At 74.4% G+C, this 23,088-nt stretch carries 18 protein-coding genes and 1 pseudogene; 8 read left to right on the plus strand and 11 right to left on the minus strand.

All coding sequences use genetic code 11. From position 1 onward, the window contains the following. The first annotated feature begins 62 nt into the window (after nucleotides 1-62). The gene (locus AB0G59_RS22435; protein ID WP_360914423.1) at nucleotides 63-2,045 is read left to right on the plus strand and encodes a bifunctional glycosyltransferase 87/phosphatase PAP2 family protein; all 1,983 of its coding nucleotides are present in this window, start codon (nucleotides 63-65) and stop codon (nucleotides 2,043-2,045) included. Nucleotides 2,046-2,098: 53 nt separating this feature from the next. On the opposite strand, the gene AB0G59_RS22440 is transcribed toward AB0G59_RS22435, so the two are convergent. From AB0G59_RS22440 to AB0G59_RS22455, 4 genes are all read right to left on the minus strand, one after another. Beyond that, a complete protein-coding gene (locus AB0G59_RS22440; RefSeq protein ID WP_360914260.1) occupies nucleotides 2,099-2,824 on the minus strand; it encodes a hypothetical protein in 726 nt (241 codons plus the stop codon). A 486-nt stretch (nucleotides 2,825-3,310) separates the two neighbouring features. Next, nucleotides 3,311-3,835: a DUF6114 domain-containing protein gene (locus AB0G59_RS22445; protein WP_360914263.1), complete on the minus strand. Its 525-nt coding sequence runs from the start codon at nucleotides 3,833-3,835 to the stop codon at nucleotides 3,311-3,313. Nucleotide 3,836: 1 nt separating this feature from the next. Continuing rightward, nucleotides 3,837-4,454 (minus strand): DUF6230 family protein, encoded by a 618-nt coding sequence (locus tag AB0G59_RS22450; RefSeq protein WP_360914266.1) that lies wholly within the window; start codon nucleotides 4,452-4,454, stop codon nucleotides 3,837-3,839. A 214-nt stretch (nucleotides 4,455-4,668) separates the two neighbouring features. After that, nucleotides 4,669-5,904, minus strand: coding sequence for a cytochrome P450 (locus tag AB0G59_RS22455; RefSeq protein ID WP_360914269.1), 1,236 nt, complete (start codon nucleotides 5,902-5,904; stop codon nucleotides 4,669-4,671). 229 nt (nucleotides 5,905-6,133) lie between these two features. Here AB0G59_RS22455 and AB0G59_RS22460 point away from each other — a divergent pair, with 229 nt between their 5' ends. Next, the gene (locus AB0G59_RS22460; RefSeq protein ID WP_360914272.1) at nucleotides 6,134-7,303 is read left to right on the plus strand and encodes a steroid 3-ketoacyl-CoA thiolase; all 1,170 of its coding nucleotides are present in this window, start codon (nucleotides 6,134-6,136) and stop codon (nucleotides 7,301-7,303) included. A 108-nt stretch (nucleotides 7,304-7,411) separates the two neighbouring features. On the opposite strand, the gene AB0G59_RS22465 is transcribed toward AB0G59_RS22460, so the two are convergent. The 6 genes from AB0G59_RS22465 to AB0G59_RS22490 form a co-directional block, all read right to left on the minus strand. Further along, complete coding sequence (locus AB0G59_RS22465) at nucleotides 7,412-7,828, minus strand: transglycosylase SLT domain-containing protein (protein WP_071966685.1); 417 nt, start codon at nucleotides 7,826-7,828, stop codon at nucleotides 7,412-7,414. Between the two features lie 293 nt (nucleotides 7,829-8,121). Beyond that, nucleotides 8,122-8,988: an ECF transporter S component gene (locus tag AB0G59_RS22470; RefSeq protein WP_360914275.1), complete on the minus strand. Its 867-nt coding sequence runs from the start codon at nucleotides 8,986-8,988 to the stop codon at nucleotides 8,122-8,124. Continuing rightward, nucleotides 8,985-10,682: an ATP-binding cassette domain-containing protein gene (locus tag AB0G59_RS22475; protein WP_360914278.1), complete on the minus strand. Its 1,698-nt coding sequence runs from the start codon at nucleotides 10,680-10,682 to the stop codon at nucleotides 8,985-8,987. Before AB0G59_RS22475 ends, AB0G59_RS22470 begins: the two co-directional genes overlap by 4 nt. Then, the gene (locus AB0G59_RS22480) at nucleotides 10,679-11,866 is read right to left on the minus strand and encodes a CbiQ family ECF transporter T component (protein WP_360914426.1); all 1,188 of its coding nucleotides are present in this window, start codon (nucleotides 11,864-11,866) and stop codon (nucleotides 10,679-10,681) included. The genes AB0G59_RS22475 and AB0G59_RS22480 overlap by 4 nt, the downstream gene beginning before the upstream one ends. Before the next feature lie 41 nt (nucleotides 11,867-11,907). Next, entirely contained in the window at nucleotides 11,908-12,591 is a 684-nt protein-coding gene (locus tag AB0G59_RS22485; protein ID WP_360914281.1) for an SCO2322 family protein, read from the minus strand. Beyond that, nucleotides 12,588-13,862 carry a prenyltransferase/squalene oxidase repeat-containing protein gene (locus AB0G59_RS22490; protein WP_360914284.1) on the minus strand — a complete coding sequence of 425 codons (1,275 nt, stop codon included), beginning with the start codon at nucleotides 13,860-13,862 and terminating at the stop codon, nucleotides 12,588-12,590. The genes AB0G59_RS22485 and AB0G59_RS22490 overlap by 4 nt, the downstream gene beginning before the upstream one ends. 249 nt (nucleotides 13,863-14,111) lie before the next feature. On the opposite strand from AB0G59_RS22490, the gene AB0G59_RS22495 reads away from it, so the two are divergent. The 6 genes from AB0G59_RS22495 (at nucleotide 14,112) to AB0G59_RS22520 (ending at nucleotide 22,570) form a co-directional block, all read left to right on the plus strand. Further along, complete coding sequence (locus AB0G59_RS22495) at nucleotides 14,112-15,596, plus strand: aldehyde dehydrogenase (RefSeq protein WP_360914287.1); 1,485 nt, start codon at nucleotides 14,112-14,114, stop codon at nucleotides 15,594-15,596. A gap of 56 nt (nucleotides 15,597-15,652) precedes the next feature. Beyond that, nucleotides 15,653-15,832, plus strand: a complete 180-nt coding sequence (locus AB0G59_RS22500; RefSeq protein ID WP_360914429.1) for a ferredoxin — start codon at nucleotides 15,653-15,655, stop codon at nucleotides 15,830-15,832. Between the two features lie 128 nt (nucleotides 15,833-15,960). Next, nucleotides 15,961-18,633, plus strand: a complete 2,673-nt coding sequence (lanKC, locus tag AB0G59_RS22505; RefSeq protein WP_360914290.1) for a class III lanthionine synthetase LanKC — start codon at nucleotides 15,961-15,963, stop codon at nucleotides 18,631-18,633. 43 nt (nucleotides 18,634-18,676) lie between these two features. Beyond that, entirely contained in the window at nucleotides 18,677-18,799 is a 123-nt protein-coding gene (locus tag AB0G59_RS22510; protein ID WP_071966696.1) for a SapB/AmfS family lanthipeptide, read from the plus strand. Nucleotides 18,800-18,899: 100 nt separating this feature from the next. Beyond that, nucleotides 18,900-20,627: an ABC transporter ATP-binding protein gene (locus tag AB0G59_RS22515; RefSeq protein ID WP_360914293.1), complete on the plus strand. Its 1,728-nt coding sequence runs from the start codon at nucleotides 18,900-18,902 to the stop codon at nucleotides 20,625-20,627. Next, nucleotides 20,624-22,570, plus strand: a complete 1,947-nt coding sequence (locus AB0G59_RS22520) for an ABC transporter ATP-binding protein (protein ID WP_360914296.1) — start codon at nucleotides 20,624-20,626, stop codon at nucleotides 22,568-22,570. Before AB0G59_RS22515 ends, AB0G59_RS22520 begins: the two co-directional genes overlap by 4 nt. On the opposite strand, the pseudogene AB0G59_RS22525 reads toward AB0G59_RS22520, so the two are convergent. Beyond that, nucleotides 22,496-23,053, minus strand: a pseudogene (locus tag AB0G59_RS22525) (response regulator transcription factor); the annotation flags it as partial. The gene AB0G59_RS22520 and the pseudogene AB0G59_RS22525 sit on opposite strands and share 75 nt — an antisense overlap. Nucleotides 23,054-23,088 lie beyond the last annotated feature (35 nt).

Genomic DNA, 23,088 nt, shown 5'->3' on the forward strand with positions numbered 1-23,088 from the left:
GCGTGGCGGATGCAGAGCGCGGCGGGCTGGGGAGTCCACCGAGAGCCGGCTCGCGGACCGGCATGGTCCTGGGAGCGCTGTGGCTCCTCGCCGGGCTGCTGGCCCTGCGCCAGGCGGCGGCGGTGCTACGGCTCCCCCCGGAGCGCCGGTTCACCGACCTCGAGACCTGGGTGGGCGAGAACGGCGTCCTGCACGTGGGGGGTTCCCTCTACGAGACGGACAAGTTCTCCGGAACTCCCTTCTCCGGGCTCGTCCTGAAGCCGCTCACCAAGGCGGCCGAACAGAGCCTCGGCATCGTCTGGACCCTCGGCACGCTGCTGCTCGTCGTCGCCCTCGCGCTCGTCGCCGCCCGTGCCGTGCCCGGCCCCCTCAGCCGCCGCACCGCCCTCCTGGCCGCGCCCGTCGCGGTGATCCTGACGGTGCTTTCGCTGCCCGTGCGCAACACCTTCACCCTCGGGCAGACCAGCATCATTCCGGTGCTGCTCGTGCTCCTCGGCTGCTGTCCACCCCGGCTCGCCCGTGGTGACGGCCGCACCGGCGGCATCCTCATCGGCCTCGCGGCCGCCCTGCAGCCCACGGTGCTGCTCTTCGCCCCGCTGCTCCGGCTGACCGGGCGCCGCCGCGCGGCCGTCACCACGGGCGTCACCTTCGCGGCGTGCACGGCACTGGCATGGGTGACCATGCCGGACGACTCGTGGACGTACTGGGTGCACCACCTCGCCGGCGCCGGCCTCGGCGAGCGGCCCGACGGCCTCGCCAACCAGTCCCTGCACGGCCTGCTGCTGCGCACCGGCCTGCACGGCCCGGCCGAACTCGCGCTGTACGCGCCGCTGGCCGCCGCCGTCGTCGTGCTCGGCCTGCGCCGGGCGGTGCACTACGCCAAGGACGGGCAGCCGCTGCTCGCCACGGCCGTCACCGGCTGCGTCGCGGTCGCCGTCGCGCCCACCACCTGGCAGCACCAGCAGCTGTGGATCCTCCTGGCCGTCGTCGGCCGCGTCGGCAGGCGCCGCGCCGACCGGCCGGTGTGGCCCGTGCTCGTGGTGCTCGTGATGACGCTCACCAGCACCGTCCTCGTACCGCCCAACCCCGTCCTGGGGCCCCTGGGCGAGAACGCCCCGCTGCTGGCGGCCCTCGCCGCGGCGTGCGCGGTGCCGTTCCTCTCCCGCTCCTCCGCGCTGTGGGACCGGCCCCTGCCCACCCCGGTCGCCGAGCCGCAGCGCGGCCGCTTCGCGTGGGTGCCGCTGCTGGGCTTCTTCAAGCGCGCCCTGAACCGCCCGAACCTGTTGCTGGAGTTGATGCTGATACGAGTGGGCTACTGGGTCTACTCGTACGTCCGTGCCAGCGCGCCGGACTCGCGCAGTCTCGCGGAATCCCACGGCCGTCAGATCATCGGCATCGAGGAGTTCCTGCACATGGACGTCGAGTACGGCTTCAACCACTTCGTGGCGGGCGTGGGCTGGCTCAAGGATGGCATGAACTACTACTACGGCACCTTCCACTTCCTGGTGCCGCTGTCCGTGCTGGGCTATCTGTACCTGCGCCGCCCGGCCACCTACCGCTGGGCGCGCACCGCGCTGGGCTTCGCGACGCTGATGGCGCTCGTCGGCTTCTGGCTCTACCCGCTGGCCCCGCCGCGGCTGATGCCGGGCCGCGGCTTCATCGACACCGCCAACGGCCCGCAGGACCTGTCCAACCCCGACTTCGGGGCGCTGACGGAGCTGTCCAACCAGTACGCGGCGATGCCCTCGCTGCACATCGGCTGGTCGCTGTGGTGCGGGGTCGTGGTCGCGGTGGTGGCGCCCAGGCTGTGGATGAAGTGGCTGGGCATGCTGTACCCGTTGCTGACCTTCTCGGTCATCGTCGGCACGGCCAACCACTACGTCCTGGACGCGGCCGGCGGCGCGCTCGTGGTCGCCTCCGGCTTCGCCATCCAGTACGCCCTGACCGGCCCCGGCCGGGTGGCCCTGGCCGTGATCCCCGGTGCCCGGGGCGAGCGCGACAGCGACGGCGCCCGCAAGCCGGAGCCGGTGCGGGCCGGGGGCTGACCCGGCCCGCACCGGCGGGGTTTCCGCGGGGCCGTGCGCCCGTGCGCGCGGCCTCAGCCGCCGCTCACGGTGATCTGCGCCGACGGGTCGGTGACGTCCGTGACGTCGTACGTGGCGTTGAGCAACGCCGTCGTCGCGGTGGTCGGACACCCGAAGCCGCCCTCGATCTTCACCGGCAGCGCGTAGTCGGTGACGGCGATCTGCGAGGGCGTGCCGTTGGTGAACGTCGCGGGGATGGTCGCCGGCCCGTCGGGCGAGGCGGTCACGGTGCAGTTGGCGAGCCCGCTGCTCTTGAGCACCATGCCCGCGGCGGGCGCGGAGAGGGCGGCCGTGCTCGGCTCACCGTGCTGCATCGAGACGCCCCAGGCGCCGGACGTGGTGATGGTGATGGTCACCCCGGGCAGGCTGCCGCGGCAGTTGGAGTAGACGGGCGCGCTGATGCCGCTGGCGACGGGGCCGGCGGGGTTGGAGTTGCCGGGCGCCTCCGGTATGCGGTTGTTGGTGCTGCCGTCGACGGGCTTGGAGCTCGAGGCCGTGCACGTGATGGTGATGGAGCCCGCCTTGAAGGTGGCCGTGCCGTTGAGGGTGGCCGCGAAGGCATGACCGGCCGGCTCCACGGTGGTCGGTCCCGCCTCGGCCGCGGGGGCGGCGGTCGCCGCGGTGCCCCCGGTCAGCGCCAGCGAGGCGGTGACGGCGAGCCCCGCGCCCGCGACGAGCAGGGCACGGCGACGGGCGCGGGTGGGGTTGCCGGAGGGGCTGCGTGTGGCGTGGGAGGTCACGATCGCTCCTTGGGTGGGAGTCGGATGGGGGGTGCTCTGTGCCCTGGTGCGGTGCGGTGCGGTGCGCTTGTGGCGCGGGAGGGGTGGGGTACGCGCGTGGTCCGGGGCGCGTGGCCGTGCTGAGCGCGCGGGTGGCGCGGACGTGCGGATGCGGCTGTCCGGCCGCGGGCCGTCCCGGCGGTGCCGTGTGGTGCCGGGTGGTGCCGATCGGGTCGCGCCGGTCCCGGCGGTGCCGTCCCCGGGTGCCGGGGTGGCGCCTGTTCATGTGGCCCGGCGGTGCGGTGGTGGCCCGGCGGGTGGGCCTGTGGGCCGTGCCTGCGGTGCTGAGCCCGCCGTTCGGCGTGGTGCCTGTCGTGCCGGCGCGCCGGTCGGCCGTGGTGCGTGGGGTGCCGCTTTCGCCGTGCGAGGCCTGCCGTGTGCCGGTCCGTGCTCTCGCGTGTCGCCGTCAGATGTCGTGCCGGGTCGCCGGGGTCCGGCCGTCGTCGCTCACGACGGGCCGTCCGTGGGCCTCGGCGGGGCCTTCCGCAGGTCGGTGCGCCGGTCCGCCGGTCCGTTCGCCGCGACGGTGTCCGTGTCCGCGTCCGCTTCGGCGCCGGGGGCGGGGTCCGGTTCCGGCGCCGCCCCGGCGGCGACCGGCTGCCAGGCGAAGATCATGCCGCCGCCGATGATGCCGGTGATCGTGCCGAAGAGGAAGCCGCCCAGGTTGGACATCACCAGCGCCGCCGTGGCGATCATGACGGTGAGCACCCCGGCGAGCCCCCGGTACTGCGGCGCGAACCACGCGGTCAGACCCATCACGATCATGACCAGGCCCATCAGGACCGACGGGATGCCCGCGATCCCCTGTTCCAGCATGATCTTCAGCGGCGCCAGCGGAAGGGCGCAGATCTCCGCGCCCGCGACGACGGTGGCCAGGCCGCCCCAGAACGGGCGTCCCTTGCGCCACCGCCGCCATGCGGCCCTCGGCCGGGCGCGCGGCCGCACCCGTACGGGCTCGATGCCGCCCGCCACGTCAGAAGCACTCCTGCTTGCCGAAGCCGATCTTCATGCTGAGGCCGGAGAGCTTGAACGAGCCGGCGTTGGTCGCCCAGGCGACCTGCCGCATATTGGTCATCTGGACCCTGTCGGCCTGCTGCCCGAAGGCGTCCTGCAGCCCCTGCGCGGAGGCCGGGCCCTTGTCGAGGGTCGAGGCGTCGCGCCCGATCTCGATGTTCTTGAAGGTGGCGTCACCGCCGAGCTGGGTGGCGTCGAGGAAGAGGTTCTCCGCCTCGACCGGCTTGTCGCCCGTACCTGCCGAGAGCTTCAGCGAGATGTCGCCGAGCCCCGGCAGCGAGGTCACCACCGACTGGCAGAGGTCGTTGATCTTGGCTTTCCTGATGGCGGTGACGGCCACGGGCAGCAGCTTGCCGCGGACGTTCTGGTCCACGCTGCCGTACTGGGCGAAGCCCTCGCCCTCCAGGCTCTTCGCGGAGACCTTGAACTCCTGCCCGGACACCGCGAACGACGCGGCCAGCGCGCCCTGGGCGAGCGCGACGGCCAGTGCGGCGGTGGCCGCGAAACCGGGCACGGCCAGCACGGCGAACTTCCGCCACCTGACTCGTCCGGTGACCTGTCTTTCCTGAGCGTCCATGCGGTGTCCCCTCGAAGAGCTGTGGACAGCGCTGCCCGCGCTGTCGCGGTGCGTGGGGGAGGCGCGCGCGGCTCTGCGGTGCGCGGCATGGCGCACAAGCGCCGTCCCAGAAGGTGTACCCGAGAGTAAGTCCGTCCACGAGAGCTGACAAGGGTTCAGGTACGGACCGATTCCCCCGAGTCCCTTGATTACAAAGGGAGTTGGAGAGCCGATCTCATGTGTAGTCGACCCGCAGCTCCTTGATCCCGTTCAGCCAGGCCGACCGCAGCCGGCGCGGCCGCCCCGCGAGGCGGATGCCGGGGAGGGTGTCCGCGATGGCGCCGAAGACGAGGTCGATCTCCAGGGCCGCGAGGGACCGGCCCAGACAGAAGTGCGGGCCGCCGCCCCCGAAGCCGAGGTGGGGGTTGGGGTCGCGGGTGATGTCGAAGGCGCCGGGGGCGTCGAAGACCTCGGGGTCGTGGTTGGCGGACGCGTAGAACAGGCCGACGCGCTGGCCCGCCGCGATCGGTACGCCGCCCAGCTCGGTGTCCCGCGTGGCCGTGCGCTGGAAGGAGACGACGGGCGTCGCCCAGCGCACGATCTCCTCCGCCGTGGTGGCCGGGCGCTCGCGCTTGTAGAGCTCCCACTGCTCGGGGTGGGTGAGGAAGGCGTGCATGCCGTGGCTGATGGCGTTGCGGGTGGTCTCGTTGCCGGCCACGGCCAGCATCAGGACGAAGAAGCCGAACTCGTCGGAGGCGAGGTGGCCCTCGTCGCCGGCGGCCACGAGCCGGCTGACGATGTCCTCGGCCGGGCACGCGGTGCGGGCGGCGGCCAGGTTCATCGCGTAGGAGATGAGCTCCATGGCGGAGAGGGTGCCGATCTCCTCGGTGACGGCCAGCTCGGGGTCGTCGTAGGAGATCATCTTGTTGGACCAGTCGAAGATCTTCGCCCGGTCGTCCTGGGGGATGCCGATGAGCTCGGCGATGGCCTGCAGGGGCAGCTCGCAGGCGATGTCGGTGACGAAGTCGCCGCTGCCGCGCTCGCGGGCCGCCGCCACGATGGCGGTGGCGCGCTCGCGCAGGGCGGACTCCAGGGCCCGTATCGCGCGCGGGGTGAAGCCGCGCTGGACGATCTGGCGGACGCGGGTGTGCTCCGGCGGGTCCATGTTGAGCATCATCAGCCGCTGGGCGTCGATCTGTTCGCGCCGGATGCTCGGGTGGAAGCGGATGACCGAGGTGTTGACGGAGGAGGAGAAGACCTCCGGCCGGGTGGAGACCTCCCTGACGTCCGCGTGCCGGGTCACCACCCAGTAGCCGTCGTCGTCGAACCCGGCGAGGCCGTGCGGCTGGGGGTTCCAGGACACCGGTGCCGTTTGTCTCAGGGCCGCGAACTCCGGCAGCGGCACCCGCTCCTGGTAGAGGTCGGGATCGGTGAAGTCGAAGCCGTCGGGCAGTGCCGGACAGGGCGACATGGCCACCACTCCAGTTCTGACGAGGCATCAGAAACCTGTCGGTCGACGGTAGTGAGGGGCCTGTGCACCGGCAAGGGAAGTGACGCCATCTGTTGCGGAGGCGGGGTGTGCGCGACCCTTGTGTACCGGGGGTAGCGGTCGTAAGACTGCGGGCGGAACTAGAACGCGTACTAGTTCCGCCCGGGGGCGCCGGGACGCCCTGCGGACGCGAGGAGAGGACGAGTCAGTCATGGCCGCGGAACCCGTCATCGTCGAAGCCGTACGCACTCCCATCGGCAGGCGCGCAGGCGCGCTCGCCAATCTCCACCCCGCCTATCTGCTCGGTGAGACCTACCGGGAGGTCCTGGCCCGCACCGGCATCCAGCCCGACTGCGTGGAGCAGATCGTCGGCGGCACGGTCACCCACGCCGGCGAGCAGTCGATGAACCCCGCCCGCACCGCCTGGCTCACCATGGGGCTGCCCTACGAGACCGCGGCCACGACCGTGGACTGCCAGTGCGGCTCGTCCCAGCAGGCCAACCACCTGCTCGCCAACATGATCGCGACCGGTGTCATCGACGTCGGCATCGCCTGCGGCGTCGAGGCCATGTCCCGGGTGCCGCTGGGCAGCGGCTCCAAGCACGGGCCGGGCAAGCCCTTCCCCGACGAGTGGAACGTGGACCTGCCCAACCAGTTCGAGGCCGCCGAGCGCATCGCCCGCAGGCGCGGCCTGACCCGCGAGCGGGTCGACGCGCTCGGCCTGCTCTCCCAGGAGCGGGCGGCCCGCGCCTGGGCGGAGGAACGTTTCAAGCGGGAGACCTTCGCCGTGCAGGTGCCCACGACCGAGGAGGAGCAGCTCGCCGGCCAGGGCATGTGGCGGCTGGTCGACCGCGACGAGGGACTGCGCGACACGAGCACGGAGGCGCTGGCGGGCCTCAAGCCCGTCATGCCGACCGCCGTCCACACCGCCGGCAACTCCTCCCAGATCTCCGACGGCGCCGCGGCCCTGATGTGGGCCTCCAAACGCATGGCCCGGGCCCTGCGGCTGCGCCCGAGGGCCCGCATCGTCGCCCAGGCGCTCGTCGGCGCCGATCCGCACTTCCATCTGGACGGCCCCATCGACGCCACCCGGGCCGTGCTGGGCAAGGCGGGCATGTCCCTGCGGGACATCGACCTGGTGGAGGTCAACGAGGCCTTCGCCTCGGTGGTGCTCTCCTGGGCCCAGGTCTTCGAGCAGGACCTGGAGAAGGTCAACGTCAACGGCGGCGCGATAGCGCTCGGCCACCCGGTCGGGGCCACCGGCGCCCGGCTGATCACGACCGCGCTGCACGAGCTGGAACGCCGCGACGCGGAGTTGGCGCTGATCACGATGTGTGCGGGCGGGGCGCAGGCGACGGCGACGATCATCCAGCGGCTCTAGGGCCGGCGGCTCCAGGAGGGCCGCGGGCACGCCGCGGGCACACGGAAGCGGCCGGCACCCCGGGAAGGGGTGCCGGCCGCTCGCGCGTCAGTGGGCCGATCGGTTCGATCAGTACCAGTTGTGGGCCTGCCAGAAGGCCCAGGCGCCACAGGGGCTGCCGTAGCGGTCCTTCATATAGTCCATGCCCCACTTGATCTGGGTGGCGGGGTTGGTCTGCCAGTCGGCGCCGGCCGAGGCCATCTTCGAGCCGGGCAGGGCCTGGACCAGGCCGTACGCACCGCTGGAGGCGTTGGTGGCGGTGTGCTTCCAGCCGCTCTCATGCTCGACGATCTTGCTGAAGCACTGGAACTGCGCCTCGTTCGAGATCATCTTCCGTGCGATCTCCTGCGTGGCGCTCGTCGAGGGAGCGGCGGCCTGCGCCGGAACGGCGGTCAGGACGGCACCCGCGGTACCGAGGGCCAGGGCGGCGCCGGCGACGGCGACGAGCTTGCGGGAGGCGATACGGCTGATGGTCGAGAACGTCACGAAGGAGGACCTTCCGTCGGGGGCAGTAGCGCGCCGCCGGGGAGTCGTGCTCCCTGGCGGCTCAACCAACCTGACCGACGCGGGAAGCGATGGCAACGACCCCTGTGCACGAAGGACCTTCGCACCGGGGCCGTGGCGGCCGGGCCTTCCGGGGCGGGCATGGGGTGCGCGGCTACGGCCCGCGATCGTATGTGACGGGGGCCATGTGCCCCGCCTCACCGGATGTGTAAGGGGCTGCTGTTTGTTGATCTCTTACGGAGGGGGCGGGGTGTGGAGCGGGTCACGCGTCCGGGTCACGCGTCCTTGAAGGCCACCGGCGCGTCGAAGGCCGCCCGCCGTGTGGCCCGGCGCAGCGCCTTGAGCACGGTGGGCCCCACGGTGAGGGTGGCGACGACCGTGACCAGGGCCCGGGGCAGGTCCCAGCCCAGGGAGGTGGCCAGGCAGTACGCGATGAACCGGGCGAGGTTCTCGGGCACGGGGTCGCCGGGCACGAAGGCGACGCCGGAGACGAGGGTGCCGATGTAGGGCCAGCCCTGGAGGTTCATGACCGTCCCGTAGAGGACGGAGGCCGCGGCCCCGTACCCCGCGAGCATCGCCAGCTCGCGCCGCCCCCGCAGCCGGTCCGGGCCCGGCAGCAGGCCCGCGCCCATGGAGACCCACCCCATGGCCAGCATCTGGAACGGCATCCACGGCCCGACCCCGCCGGTCAGCAGCGCGGACGCGAACATCGACACCGCCCCGAGCACGAACCCGAACCCGGGGCCGAGCACCCGCCCGGACAGCACCATCAGGAAGAACATCGGCTCGATGCCGGCCGTCCCCGCGCCGAGGGGCCGCAGGGCGGCCCCGGCCGCCGCGAGGACGCCGAGCATGGCGATGGCCTTGGCGTCCAGGCCCGCGTCCGCGATCGTCGCGACGACGACGGCGAGCAGCAGGGGCAGCAGGGCTGCGAACAGGTACGGGGCGTCCTGGGAGTGGGCGAGGCCGGATGCGGAGTCTGCGAGCAGGGGCCAGCCGAAGGCGGCTACGCCTATGGCGGTGACGAGGGTGAGGGCGACGACGGATCGGGGGCCTAGGCGGATCGCACGCGTGCCGCCGTCGTGGGGTTGTGCCCACCCGTCCCGCCCTGCGGGACGATTGCCCACAACCGGGCGCCTCATGACTCCTCCCGCAGGGACGCGCGGACCTGGGGGACCGTGAGCCAGGGGAGGGGGGAGAGCACCTTCGCCACCTGGGGGGCGAAGGCCGGGGAGGAGACCACGACCTCCGCCGTCGGGCCGTCGGCCACCACCTCGCCCTCGGCGATGATCACCACCCGGTGGGCCAGCTCGGCGGCCAGCTCCACGTCGTGCGTGGCCAGGACGATCGCATGGCCCCGGCCCGCCAGGTCGCGCAGGATCTCGACGAGGCGGGCCTTCGCCGCGTAGTCGAGGCCGCGCGTCGGCTCGTCCAGGAGGATCAGCGGCGGGCGGGCCGTGAGGACGATCGCGAGCGCGAGCGCCAGACGCTGGCCCTCGGAAAGGTCGCGCGGGTGCGTCGCGTCCGCCACGCCCGGGAGCAGCTCGCCGACCAGGGTGCGGCAGGTGCCGGCATCGGCGCCCGCGTCGTGGTCGGCCGCCGCGCACTCGGCGGCGACGGTGTCGGCGTACAGCAGGTCGCGCGGCTCCTGTGGGACGAGGCCCACGTGCCGCAGCAGCTCGCGCGGGCCCGCGCGGTGCGGGACCGCGCCGCCCACGTGCACCGAGCCGCGGGCCGGCCGGTGCATGCCGACGAGGGTGCGCAGCAGCGTGGACTTTCCGGCGCCGTTGCGGCCCATGAGGGCGACGGTCTCCCCGCCCCGTACGGACAGCGTGACCTCGCGCAGTGCGTCGACGCGGCCGTGCCGGACGGCCAGGCCGTCCACGGCCGCGGCGGCGGGCGCGGCCCCGGCGGGCGCGGCGGGCCGGCCGGCTCCGCGCAGCAGCCGGGCCCCGCGGGGGCGCGGAGCGGGCTCCGGGGCGCCGGCGGCGGCCGGGGTTCCGTCCGGCGGGGTCAGCGGTGCCAGCCGCTCCCGCAGGGAGGCGGCCTTGCGGCGGGCGTCCCGCACGGACAGCGGCAGCGGCGACCAGCCGGCGAGCCGGCCGAGGTCGACGACCGGCGGGTGCACGGGCGAGACCGCCATGACCTCGGCCGGCTCCCCGACGACGGGGGCGGCGCCGGGAGCGGGCAGCAGGATCACCTGGTCCGCGTACTGCACCACGCGCTCCAGCCGGTGCTCGGCGAGCAGCACGGTGGTGCCCAGGTCGTGGACCAGGCGCTGCAGCACGGCCAGGACCTCCTCGGCCGCCGCCGGGTCCAGTGCCGACGTCGGTTCGTCCAGGACCAGCACCTTCGGGTGCGTGGTCAGCACGGACCCGATGGCGACGCGCTGCTGCTGGCCGCCGGAGAGGGTGGCCAGGGGGCGGTCGCGCAGGGCGGCCAGGCCCAGCAGGTCCAGGGTCTCCTCGACGCGGCGGCGCATGGTGGCGGGCGCGATGCCGAGGGACTCCATGCCGTAGGCGAGCTCGTCCTCGACGGTGTCGGTGACGAAGTGGGCCAGCGGGTCCTGCCCGACCGTCCCGACGACGTCGGCCAGCTCGCGCGGCTTGTGCGTGCGGGTGTCGCGGCCGGCGACGGTGACCCTGCCGTGGAGGGTGCCGCCCGTGAAGTGGGGGACGAGGCCGCTGACGGTGCCCAGCAGGGTGGACTTGCCGACGCCTGAGGGGCCGACCAGGAGGCACAGTTCGCCTTCGGGGACGGTGAGGTCTACGTCGGTGATGGCTGGGTGCCCGGCGTCGTCGTCGTAGGTGACGGAGACCTGTTCGAAGCGGATCACCGGAGGGTCTCCTTGACGTCCGTGGTGGGCTGGGGGGTGGGCTGGGCGCCGCGTTCCGGTTGTGCCCACCCGTTCCGCCCTGCGGAACGATTGCCCACAACCAGCGCCGGTAGCAGGCCGATCAAGATCGAGGCCGCCGGCCATAGGGGGAGGGTCGGGGCGGTCAGCGGGACTGCCGGGGGGTGGAGGGCCGCCGGGGCGTAGGTGCCGGCCCAGATCATCAGGGCCGCCACCGCCGCGCCCGAGGCCGAGACCAGCCAGGCCCGGGCGCCCCAGCGGTCCGGGCGGTAGCGCGTACGGACCGAGCGGCGGCCGCCCAGCCGGAGGCCGGCCAGCGCGGCGGCCAGGCCCGCGACCAGCAGCGGCATCCCGTACCCGGCCCCGGTGTCGCCGAGCAGGCCGTACGTGCCCGCGCACACGCCCAGCAGCCCGCCCAGCGTCAGCGCGCTCGTCGTGTGCCGCACGGCGCGCGGGACCTCGGCGGTGCGGCCGTAGCCGCGGGCGTCCATGGCCGCCGCCAGGGCCACGGAGCGCTCCAGCGCGCCCTCCAGCACCGGCAGCCCCACCTGGAGCAGGGCCTTCAGGCCCCGGTCCGGGCGGCCGCGCAGCCGCCGCGCCGCGCGCAGCCGCTGGACGTCCGCGACGAGGTTCGGGGCGAACGTCATCGCGACGACGACCGCCACGCCCGCCTCGTACAGCGCGCCCGGCAGCGACTTCAGCAGCCGGGCCGGGTTGGCGAGGGCGTTGGCCGCGCCGACGCAGCCCAGCAGCGTGGCCAGCTTCAGGCCGTCGTACAGCGCGAAGACCAGCCCCTCGGCGGTCACGCGGCCGCCGACGCGCACCCCGCGCGCCCACTCCGGCAGCGGAACCTCCGGGAGGGTGACCAGGACGTGCGTGCCGGGGATGGGCGAGCCGAGGACGACCGCGAAGACGAGCCGGATGCCGATGACCGCCAGCCCGAGCTTGAGGAACGCCCCGTATGAGCGCGCCCACGGCGCGTCCGTGCGGCAGACGGCGACGACGTACCCGGCGACGCCGACCAGCAGCGCCAGCAGCAGCGGGTTGGTGGTGCGCGAGGCGGCGGTGGCCAGGCCCAGGGCCCACACCCACCACGCCCCGGCGTGCAGCGCGCCGGCGCGTACGGCCGCCGGCGCGGCCGCCCCGGCCCCGCTCACCCCACCCATACCGCTCACTTCACTCGCCCTGCTCGTCCCGGTCGCGCGGCTCATCCGCGCCGGCGTCGCCGTGTCTGCCACACCGCCGCGGCGCCGAGCGCGGCCACGACCGCGATGCCGCCGATCAGGCCGGCGGACGGGCCGCCGTCGCCCTCGTCGTCCGCCTCCGGCCCGTCCTTCTTCTCCGCGGGCTGCTGCGTGGACGTACCGCTTGCGCCGTCGACCTTCTCCCCGCACCCGGTCCTCGGATACCCCGCGATGGCGCACAGCAGGGCGTCGGAGTTGTAGCGCAGCGGCTTCGCGACCGCCGCGAGCGCCTCGGCGGCGCTCGCGTCCGGGGCGACCTGGGCGCACGCCGTACGGGCCGCGGGCGGGCTCTCGCCGCCCGGGGCGTCGGACGGGGTGCCGAAGTCGAGGACGACGGCGACGCGCTTGGCGCCCTCCTTGGCGGGCGTGCGGTCGCATACCGCGCCGAAGTCGGCCGCCGCGCGCGGCTTGGCGGCTTCGGCGGAGTCCTTGCTCACCGCGAAGCGGAAGCCGACGACCTTGCCGTCGCCGGGCCGCAGCGTGGCCGGGCCCTGCGTGGCGTACGCCCAGTCCTGGCCGGAGCCGGCGGCCTGCTGCCAGAAAGACCAGTAGCGGTAGCCGTCCGCGTGCGCGGGCGCCGCGCCGAGCACGGCCAGCAGGCCGGCGAGCAGGACGGCGACCGAGGCGCGGGTGCCCGTACGGGTCACAGCTGGGTCTTCTTCTTGCGGCCGCTGATCAGGAAGCCGACGCCGACGCTCGCGACGAAGAAGACGGCGACGAACCACCAGACGCCGAAGCCGTCGTCGCTGTCCTTCTTCTTCTCGTCGTCCTTCTCGGCGGAGTCCGACGCGGCGGCCTCCGGCTTGGGGCCGGTCTCGTTCAGCTGCGCCACCAGGTCGGTGCCGGCGAAGTCGCGCGGGTCGTCCCCGGCGGCGCGGGTGGCCAGGATCAGCTTGGCGAGCTTGCCGGGGTTGCCCTTGGCCCACTCGGCGGTGCCGCTCTCCTTGGAGCGCAGCCACGTCAGCGGCTTCTCCGCCGCCTCGCGGTGGCCGCCCGCGGCGAGGGCGAGCGCGGCGTCGGCGGTGTTGCCGTGGTCGGGCTTGGCCGGGGCGCCGGGCATGGAGGGCAGGAGGTAGCCGCCGTTCTTGGCGAGGGTCGCCGAGAGGTAGCCGTCCACGGCCTCGGCGGCGGCCGCGGCGTTCTGCGGGCGGGCCTTGTCGTCCCCGGCGCAGTCCAGCGGCTTCAGGGCCACGTCGGAGCCCTTCTTCAGCGGCTCGACCTGGTAGCCCTTGCCGCGCGTGGCGAGGCCGGCGGCGGCGCTGGCGAGGTTGTCGGCGCGCAGGTTGTCCTTGTCCTTCAGGTACGAGAAGGCGCCGCGCTCACCCTCCTTCGCGTCGCAGCCGAGCTGGAAGGCGAGCAGCGCCTCCATGGGGTTCTTGCCGTTCTTGACGGCCGCCTTCGCCGGGTCCTGGCCCGCCGCCGCGAACGCGCCGAGGGCGATGGAGGTGGAGTTGGCGTCGGTGGGGCTGCCGGCCTGGTAGCCCCAGCCGCCGTCGTCGTTCTGGTGGGCCTTGAGCCAGTCGAGGCCCTTGGTCACCGCCTCGCCGCGGCCGCCGACGGCCGCCAGGCCCTGCACGGCGGCGGCGGTCGCGTCGGTGAACTCGTCCTTCTTCGGGTCGCACGCCTTGGAGGTGTCGGCCCGGTAGCCGGGGAAGCCGCCGTCCGCGCACTGCTGCCCGGTGAGCCAGTCCACGGCGGAGTTCGCCGGGCGCACGTCCATGGCGTCCTGCGCGAGGAAGGCGAGGGACTGCCGGAACACACCGTCGAACTTCGGGTCGCCCGCGCCGTAGAGGCCCGTGGCGGCCGGGGACGGCGAGCCGTCGGCGAAGGCGGCGGGTGCCACGGCCGTGCCCAGGACGGCGGCGGTGGCCAGGGCGGCGGCGCCGCGGCGCGCGTGGACGGCGAAGGAGGGGGCCATGTGAGTGGTGCCTCTCGGTGGGTTCCCGGCGGGGTGCCGAGGGTCGCTTTGGCGGGGGCTGAACACTTTATCCGGCCCATTTCCGGCGGCTCATACCGCCGGGTACATGCCCGCGCACCGCCGGTGATGCGGACATGCGCATGACCATCCTGCCGCGCCGCCCGCCTTCCGGTGCCCGTGCTCGCGCACTACAACGGAATCCGGAGCATTTCTGATGCAGCGTCAGAATCGGGCGGGGAGGCCACCGCGATGAGCGAACTCGTCGAGTACGGACACCTTTTCATCGGCGGCAGGCACGCCGACCCGGCCGCCGGCCCCGGCGGGGGCGTCATCGAGGTCGTCTCGCCGCACACCGAGGCCGTCATCGGGCGCGTCCCGCACGCCTCGCGCGCGGACGTCGACCGGGCCGTGGCCGCGGCCCGCGCGTCGTTCGAGTCGGAGGTGTGGGCGGGGCTGCCCCTGGCGGAGCGGATCGAGGTCGTCACCCGCATCAAGGACGGCATCGCCGCCCGGTACGAGGAGATCGCCCGGCTCGTCTCCGCCCAGAACGGCTCCCCCTACTCCTGGAGCGTCCTGGCCCAGGCTCTGGGCGCCGTGATGGTGTGGGACTCCGCCATCGCCGTCGCGCGCGGCTTCCCCCATGAGGAGCGGCGCGCCGGCGTCCTCGGCCCCCTGCTCGTACGGCGCGAGCCGGTGGGCGTCGTGGCGGCCGTCGTGCCCTGGAACGTGCCCCAGTTCGTCGCGGCCGCGAAGCTGGCGCCCGCGCTGCTGGCCGGCTGCTCGGTGGTGCTCAAGCCGTCGCCGGAGACGCCGCTGGACTCCTACCTCCTCGCCGAGATCGTCACGGCCGCGGGCCTGCCCGAAGGCGTGCTGTCGATCCTGCCCGCCGACCGCGAGGTCAGCGAGTACCTGGTCGGCCACCCCGGCCTCGACAAGGTCTCCTTCACCGGCTCGGTCGCGGCCGGCCGGCGCGTCATGGAGGTCGCCGCCCGGAACCTGACCCGGGTCACCCTCGAACTGGGCGGCAAGTCCGCCGCCATCGTCCTGCCGGACGCCGACCTCGACGCCGCCGTCGCCGGCATCGTCCCCAGCGCCTGGATGAACAACGGCCAGGCGTGCGTGGCCCAGACCCGCGTCCTCGCCCCGCGCTCGCACTACGACGAGCTCGCCGACCGCCTGGCCGCCGCCGCCTCCGCGCTGGTCGTCGGCGACCCGCTCGATGCGGCCACCCAGGTCGGCCCGCTCGTCGCACGCCGCCAGCGCGAGCGCTCGCTGGAGTACATCGCCCTCGGACAGCGCGAGGGGGCCAAGGTCCTGGCGGGCGGCGGCCGCCCGGCCGGGAGGGACACCGGCTGGTACGTCGAGCCGACGCTGTTCGGCGACGTCGCCAACACCATGCGGATCGCCCGCGAGGAGATCTTCGGCCCCGTCGTCTGCCTCCTGCCGTACGAGGACGAGGAGGAGGCGGTCCGGATCGCCGACGACTCCGACTACGGGCTCTCCGGCAGCGTCTGGACGGGAGACGTCGAGCGCGGCATCGCCGTCGCCCGCCGGGTGCGCACCGGCACGTACTGCGTGAACACCTTCAGCCTCGACATGTTCGGCCCGTTCGGCGGCTACAAGGACTCGGGCCTGGGCCGGGAGGGCGGGCCGGAGGGCTACGCCGAGTACCTCGAGCAGAAGACGATCCACCTGCCCGCCGGGTACGGCCAGCAGCCCGGGGCCGGCCGGTGAGCGGGGAGCGGCGCTGGCGGGTGGCGGTCGACCGGAGCGTGTGCGTCGGCTCGGGCATGTGCGCCGCCGCCGCGCCCGGCGCGTTCCGGCTCGACACCGCCCGCCGCGCGCGCCCGGTGGCGGAGGAGACGGAGGCCTGCCCGGAGGTGCTGGAGGCGGCCGAGAACTGCCCCACCGAGGCCGTCTCCATCCATCTGGCCAAAACGGGCGAGGCGGTGTTCCCACCCGAGGAGTAACGTCCTTTCGAACAACTGGTCCGTACATTTGTTTACTCATGCGTTCCGCACGGACTGTTCATGACACATGTGACTGTCCCGGCCCCCGGCGGCGTGGAAATCTCTTCCCGTCGCCGAGGGGGGTTTCGATGGAGAAGCGGTACGAGGTCTACTGCCTGGCAGACAGGCACTTCTACGAGATCCCCGAGCGGCTGTCCGCCCCGGCCGGGGCCCACGGCGGCAGCGCCCTGTTCGAGACGGCGCGCCGCCCCGTGCCCGAGGGCTGGAAGAGCTCCCGCAGCGGGGACTGGCTCAGCCTCACACCCGTGGACGCCACCGGCGCCCCGCGCCCCGGGCAGCCGCCGCAGGGCTGGAAGATCCATGTGTCCGCCACCGCGGAGACCGCGGACCGGACCGCCGCCGCCGTCTGGGACTACTGCGTACCGCGGGCCGTGCCGTTCAAGTTCGTCCCCGCGCCGCACCAGCTGCACCTGCGCAACAGCAAGTACGCCGCCCGCGACGGCAGCGGAAAGTTCGTCACCATCTACCCGGCGGACGAGGACGGTCTGCACACCGTCCTCACCGACCTGCACGCCGTCCTCGGCGGCGGCCCGGGCCCCTACATCCTCACCGACCTGCGCTGGCACGAAGGCCCGCTCTACGTACGCTACGGCGCCTTCGCCCGCCGCTACTGCGCCGACGCCAGGGGCACGCTCGTCCCCGCGGTCGAGGACCCCACCGGCACCCTTGTGCCGGACCTGCGCAACCCCGCCTTCCAGACGCCCGAGTGGGTGACCCTGCCCGCCTTCCTCGAGCCCCACCTCGCCGCCCGCAACGCCACCACCGTCGGCGAACTGCCCTACCGCATCGAGAAGGCCCTGCACTTCTCCAACGGCGGCGGCGTCTACCGCGGCACCGACAGCCGCGACGGCGGCGCGGTCGTCCTCAAGGAAGGCAGGCCGCACGCCGGGCTGGCGGCCGACGGCGCCGACGCCATCGCCCGGCTGGAGCGGGAGAAGGACGCGCTGGAGAAGCTCGCCGGCCTCGGCGTCGCCCCCGGCGTCCGCGACTGGTTCGGCGTCGGCGACCACCGCTTCCTCGTCATGGACTTCGTCGAGGGCCGCCCCCTGAACTCCTTCTTCGCCGAGCGCCACCCGCTGCTCACCGCCGACCCCGACCCCGGCGCCCTCGCCGACTACACCACGTGGGCGCTGCGCATCCACCGGGCCGTCGAGGAAGCGGTCGAGGCGGTGCACGCCAGGGGAGTGGTCTTCAACGACCTGCACATGTTCAACATCCTGGTCGCACCGGACGAACAGTCCGTCACCCTCATCGACTTCGAGGCCGCCGCCCCCGCCTCCGAGCGCGGCCGGCAGATCGTCGCCCACCCCGGCTTCGTCGCCCCGCCCGACCGCACGGGCACCGACGTCGACCGGTACGCGCTGGCCTGCCTGCGGCTCGCCCTGTTCCTGCCCGTCACCACGCTCCTGGCCATCGACCGGGCCAAGGCCGCGCACCTGGCCGACGTCATCGCCGAGTACTTCCCCGTGCCGGGCGAGTTCCTCGACGAGGCCGTCGCCGAGATCACCCGCGGCACGGACCGGCGGGGCGAGCCGGCGGACCGCAGCGCGCGGGCGGCGGCGAGCCGTCCCCGAGGCCTTCCCGGAGGCGTGCCCGAGCCGGCCGACTGGCCGCGCAGCCGGGACTCCATGGTCCGGGCCCTGCTCGCCTCCGCCACACCCGGGCGCGACGACCGGCTCTTCCCGGGCGACATCGCCCAGTTCACCGACGGCGGCGGACTGGGCCTGGCGCACGGCGCCGCCGGAGTGCTCTACGCCCTCGCGGAAACCGGCGCCGAGCCCTACGAAGAGGGCGAGAAGTGGCTGCTGGAGCGCACCGACCCGGTGCAGCCCGGCACCCCCCTCGGCCTCTACGACGGCCTCGCCGGCATCGCCTACGGCCTCCACCGCCTGGGCCACACCCGGCGCGCCCTCGACATCACCGGCTCGCTGCTCGCGGAGAAGTGGCAGCGCCTGGCCCCCGGCCTGCACGGCGGCCTGGCCGGCGTCGGCCTCGTCCTCGACCACCTCGGCGACGCCACCGGCGACCGCGCCCTGCACGAACGGGCCGTCGAGGCCGCCCAGGTCCTCGCCGACCGGCTCGCCGCCGACCGCGCCGCCCCCGCCGCCCACCGGCGCGCCGGGCTGATGCACGGAGCCACCGGCCCCGCGCTGCTCTTCCTCAGGCTGTACGAACGCACCGGCGCGCCCGACCTCCTCGACCTGGCCGGCACGGCCCTGCGCGCGGACCTCGAGCGCTGCGTGCGCACCCCGTCCGGCTCCCTCGACGTCGACGAGGGCTGGCGGACCATGCCGTACCTCGGCGACGGCAGCGTCGGGATCGGCGCGGTGCTCGACGATTACCTCGCCCACCGCGGCGGCGCCACAGGCGACGAGGACCTCACCGAGGCGCGCGAGGCGATCCTGCTGACCGCCCGGTCCCGGTTCTACGCCCAGCCCGGCCTTCTCCAGGGCCGCGCCGGAATGATCTGGCACCTGAGCCGCACCACCGCCGCGGACGACACCGGCGCGTGGACGGCCGACCAGATCGCCGCCCTGTCCTGGCACGCCATGCCCTACCAAGGGCACCTCGCCTTCCCCGGACACCAGATGATGCGGCTGTCCATGGACCTCGCCACCGGAACGGCAGGCTGCCTGCTCGCGCTCGGCGCCGCCCTCGGCGGCGACCGGCCCGCACAGCTGCCCTTCCTGCCGCCCTTGCGGGCGCCCCAGAGCCGGTTCCACCGCGTCGTGGAGCCGTGACCCAACCAATCACCTCAGTTCCGTCCCCATGAAAGGAAGAACCATGGCGCTTCTCGACCTGCAGAGCATGGAGTCCGACGAGCTGTCCCACGGCGGAGGCGGTGGCGGCAGCAACGTGAGCCTGCTCCTGTGCTGGAGCACGGCCAGCGTCGCGCTGTGTCTGTGATCCACCCCCGCGGGTAACCGCTCCTGGTGGGCCCTCCTCGCGGGGAGGGCCCACCGGTTCGGCCACGGAAGCCGGCCCGACTTCACGAGGTCCCTCACCCATGGCAGTTACGGCCCCGCCCCGCGAGCCGAGCCCGGACACCGCCGCCCCCACCGGCCGCGGGATCCTGTCCGGCGCCGTCCGGCACAGCGCCGCCCGCACCGTCGCCCTCGCCCTCGTCGCCACCGCGAGCACCGCCGCCGCGCTGCTGCTGCCGGCCGTTCTCGGCCACACCCTCGACCTGCTGCTCGCCCGCCGCGGCGCCGACGCGACGCGGTGGGTCCTGCTGTGCACGGGCCTGGTCTGCGCCCCCGTCGTCCTGGACGCCTGCGACGAACTCCTCACCGCCACCACCGCCGCGCGCACCACGGCATGGCTGCGCCACCGCGCGCTGCGGCACGTCCTCGCGACGGGCCCGCGGGCCACCGCCCGCATCCCCCAGGGCGACCTCGTCACCCGCCTCGTCGGCAACGCCGCCCACGCGGGCACCGCCCCCGGCTCCCTCGCGGGGACCGTCGCCGCCGTCGCCGGACCGCTCGGCGGCATCGCCGCCCTCGCCCTGATCGACCCCTGGCTCGCCGCGGCCTTCCTCGCCGGCGCCCCCGTACTCGCCCTGCTGCTGCGGTCCTTCACCCGCGCCTCCACCGACAGCCTCACCGGCTACCAGCGGCTCCAGGGCGAGATCGCCGGGCGCCTGGTCGAGGCCCTGGCCGGCGCCCGCACCATCGCCGCGGCCGGCACCGCCGGCCGCGAACGGGCCCGCATCCTCGAACCCTTGGCCTCCCTCGCGCGCCACGGGCACCGCATGTGGAAGGTGCAGGGCCGGGCCACCGCCCAGGCCGCCACGCTCGTACCGCTGCTGCAGATCGCCGTCCTCGCCGTCGCCGGGCTCGAACTGTCCCGCGGCCGGCTCAGCGTCGGCGACCTGCTCGCCGCCTCCCGCTACGCGGTGCTGGCGGCCGGCGTCGGCATGCTGGTCGGCCACCTCAACGCCCTCGTGCACGGCCGCACCGCCGTCCGCCGCCTGGCGGAGGTCCACGCCCTCGCCCCGACCCGCCACGGCACCCGGCGGCTGCCGCCCGGCGACGGCACGCTGCGGCTGCGCGGCGTGTGCGCCCGGCGGGGCGGGCGACAGGTCCTGCACGACGTGGACCTGACCGTGCCCGGCGGCACGACCCTGGCCCTCGTGGGCCGCTCCGGCACCGGCAAGTCCGTCCTGGCCGCCGTCGCCGGGCGCCTGGCCGACCCGGACGCCGGCGACGTCACGCTCGACGGCGTCGCCCTGCGCGACCTCACCCACGAGGAGCTGCGCCGCGAGGTGGGGTACGCCTTCGAACGCCCCGCGCTGCTCGGCGGCACCATCGGCGGCACCGTCGCCTTCGGCTCCTTCACCCCGGCGCCGGGCGCCATGACGGCCGCGGCGCGCGCCGCCTGCGCCGACGACTTCGTACGCCGCCTGCCCGACGGCTACGACACACCCCTCACGGCCGCCCCCCTCTCCGGCGGCGAGACCCAACGCCTGGGCCTGGCCCGCGCCTTCGCCCACGCGGGACGGCTGCTCATCCTCGACGACGCCACCTCGAGCCTGGACTCGGCCACCGAACGCAAGGTCTCCCACGCCCTCCTCCACGACCTCACCCCCCACACCCGCCTCATCGTCGCCCACCGCCCCGCCACGGCATCCCGCGCCGACCACGTCGCCTGGCTCGACGGCGGCCGCATCCGCGCGGTGGGCAGCCACGAGATGCTGTGGCACCTGCCGGAGTACAGGGCGGTGTTCGAAGGATGAGGCCGGACACCGCGACGTCCGACCGCCCCGCCCCACCGGCGAACGCCCCCGCCGGCATCCGCCAAGGGCTCGCCTTCCTGCTGAGGCGGCGACGGGTGCTCGCGGGGCTCGTGGGGTGGTCGGCCGTCGAGGCGGTGCAGACGTTCGCCACCGGGTACGCGCTCGCGCGGGCGCTGGACGCCGGGTTCCTCGTGGGGCGGGCGGGCACGGGGCTTAGTTGGCTGGGTGTCGCCGCCGTCGCCGTGGTCGTCGGGGCCTATGGGACGGGGCGGACGTACGGGGGAGTGGCCGCGCTCGTGGAGCCGTTCCGGGACGCGCTCGTGCGGCGCGTGGTCGGGCGGGCGCTGAGCGACGGGGACGGCGCCGCCGTGTCCCGGCTCACCCACCAGGTGGAGATCGCCCGCGACGCGTTCGCCGGCCTCGTGATGGTGGCGCGCTCCTTCGTCTTCACCGCCGCCGGGGCCCTGGTGGGACTGTTCCTGCTGGCCCCCGTGCTGCTGGCGGTCGTCGTGCCGCCCCTCGTGCTGGGCCTGGCCCTGTTCCTGGCCACGCTGCGGCCGATGGCCCGCCGCCAGGAGGCGTTCCTGGCCGCCGACGAAGCCGTCGCCCAGTCGCTGGGCGACGTCTGCGCCGGGCTGCGTGACATCACCGCCGGCGGCGCCGAGCGGGCCGTGCGCGCCGATGCGGGCGCCCTCGTCGACGCCGAGCTGCGCGCCGCGAACGCCCTCGCCCGCTGGTCGGTCGTCCGCGTCGCGGCGCTCGCCGTCGCCGGCCGCTTCCCCGTCGTCCCGCTCCTGGTGGCCACGCCGTGGCTGCTCGACCACGGCGTCTCGGCGGGCGCGCTCGTCGGCGCCCTCGCCTATCTGACGCAGTCGCTGCTCCCCGCCCTGCAGGGCCTCATCCACGGCCTGGGCGCGAGCGGCGCCCGGCTGGCCGTGGTCGTACGCCGCCTCACCGCGCCCCCGGCCGCACCGCCACCGTCACCCCGCCCGGACCCGTGTCCCGTCCCGGCCACCGCCCCCGCCGTGGAGCTGCGCGGCGTCACCTTCGGGTACGGCGCACACGCCGAGCCCGTCGTGCGGGAGCTGGACCTGAGCCTCGCGCCCGGCACGCACCTGGCGGTCGTCGGGCCGAGCGGCGTGGGGAAGTCCACGCTCGCCGCTCTGATCGCGGGCCTGCTGGTGCCCTCGGCCGGCGAGGTGAGCGTGGGCGGGGCGGCGGCCCGGGCCGAGGACGCGGCGCGGCGCCGGGTGCTGATCCCGCAGGAGGCGTACGTCTTCTCCGGCACCCTCGGCGACAACTTCCGCTACCTGCGCGCCGATCCCGTCCCCGACCACGAGGTCATGGCCGCCGTCGAGGCGATCGGCGCCGGCGCACTCCTGCGCCGGACGGACGGCGGCCTGGACGCCCCCGTGGTGCCGGGCGAGCTGTCGGCGGGGGAGCGGCAGCTGATCGCGCTGGTCCGCGCGTACCTCTCGCCCGCCCCGGTGGCGCTGCTCGACGAGGCGGCCTGTCATCTCGACCCGGCCGCCGAAGCGCGCGCCGAGCGCGCCTTCGCGGCGCGGCCCGGCGGCACGCTCGTGGTCATCGCCCACCGCGCGGGCTCGGCCCGCCGCGCGGATCGCGTGCTGGTCATGGACGGCCCCGGCACGCTCGCCGGAACGCACCGGGACCTGCCGGCGCGCTCGGCGCTCTACCGCGACCTGGTGGGGGAGGCGTGCGCGACGGCGGAAGGACACCCGAGGCCGGCGGCCCGCCGTGAACGCCCCTCACCCGTCACCCCCTCACACCCATCCGGCCCCCTGCGAGATGCGGATCGCGTCGACGCGGTTGCGGGCCCCGGTCTTGCGGGTGATGGCGGCCATGTAATTGCGCACCGTCCCGTTGGACAGGTGCAGGCTCCGGGCGATCTCGCCGACGGAAGCGCCCTCGGCCGCGAGTGACAGCACGCTTAACTCCCGCCGCGTCAGCGGGATCTCGGCGGCCTGCAGAAAGCCGAACCCGAGCGACTCGTCGATGAAACGCTCCCCCTTCGCCACATGCCGTATGCCGTCGACGAGCCGGTCCGGCGAAGCGTTTTTGCTCAAGTAGCCCAAGGCCCCCACTTCATAGGCCCGACGCAGTGGGCCGGGCCGCCCGGCGGTCGCCAGCGCCAGCAGCGCACCGGGTTCGCCCCCCTCGCCCCCCTCACGACATCGCCTCCCCAACTCCCCGATCCCGCACTCCTCACCCGCCTGCGGGCTGTCCATGTCCACCACGCAGACATCGGGGCGCAGCGCCCGGGACGTGGCGACGGCTCCCGGCCAGGACGCCGAGGAGACCTCGAGGTCCGGCTCTCTGCCGATCAGTACCGCCAGAGCCATGCGCAGCAGATAGGTGTCGTGTATCAGCAGAACTCGGGTCACGTACGTCTCTCCCCGCTTCATGTAGCAAGCAACCTCGGGTACGTCGATAAATTCAT

The organism is Streptomyces sp. NPDC021096, assembly GCF_040641275.1.
In the GTDB taxonomy this organism is placed as follows: Bacteria; Actinomycetota; Actinomycetes; order Streptomycetales; family Streptomycetaceae; genus Streptomyces.

Bases quoted from the DNA above. Each gene is read 5' to 3' on its own strand.
- AB0G59_RS22435 (WP_360914423.1), top strand. From the start codon at position 63: ATGGTCCTGGGAGCGCTGTGGCTCCTCGCCGGGCTGCTGGCCCTGCGC.
- AB0G59_RS22450 (WP_360914266.1), bottom strand. From the start codon at position 4,454: ATGGACGCTCAGGAAAGACAGGTCACCGGACGAGTCAGGTGGCGGAAG.
- AB0G59_RS22455 (WP_360914269.1), bottom strand. From the start codon at position 5,904: ATGTCGCCCTGTCCGGCACTGCCCGACGGCTTCGACTTCACCGATCCC.
- AB0G59_RS22460 (WP_360914272.1), top strand. From the start codon at position 6,134: ATGGCCGCGGAACCCGTCATCGTCGAAGCCGTACGCACTCCCATCGGC.
- AB0G59_RS22470 (WP_360914275.1), bottom strand. From the start codon at position 8,988: ATGAGGCGCCCGGTTGTGGGCAATCGTCCCGCAGGGCGGGACGGGTGG.
- AB0G59_RS22480 (WP_360914426.1), bottom strand. From the start codon at position 11,866: ATGGGTGGGGTGAGCGGGGCCGGGGCGGCCGCGCCGGCGGCCGTACGC.
- AB0G59_RS22490 (WP_360914284.1), bottom strand. From the start codon at position 13,862: ATGGCCCCCTCCTTCGCCGTCCACGCGCGCCGCGGCGCCGCCGCCCTG.
- AB0G59_RS22495 (WP_360914287.1), top strand. From the start codon at position 14,112: ATGAGCGAACTCGTCGAGTACGGACACCTTTTCATCGGCGGCAGGCAC.
- AB0G59_RS22500 (WP_360914429.1), top strand. From the start codon at position 15,653: ATGTGCGCCGCCGCCGCGCCCGGCGCGTTCCGGCTCGACACCGCCCGC.
- lanKC (WP_360914290.1), top strand. From the start codon at position 15,961: ATGGAGAAGCGGTACGAGGTCTACTGCCTGGCAGACAGGCACTTCTAC.
- AB0G59_RS22510 (WP_071966696.1), top strand. From the start codon at position 18,677: ATGGCGCTTCTCGACCTGCAGAGCATGGAGTCCGACGAGCTGTCCCAC.
- AB0G59_RS22515 (WP_360914293.1), top strand. From the start codon at position 18,900: ATGGCAGTTACGGCCCCGCCCCGCGAGCCGAGCCCGGACACCGCCGCC.
- AB0G59_RS22520 (WP_360914296.1), top strand. From the start codon at position 20,624: ATGAGGCCGGACACCGCGACGTCCGACCGCCCCGCCCCACCGGCGAAC.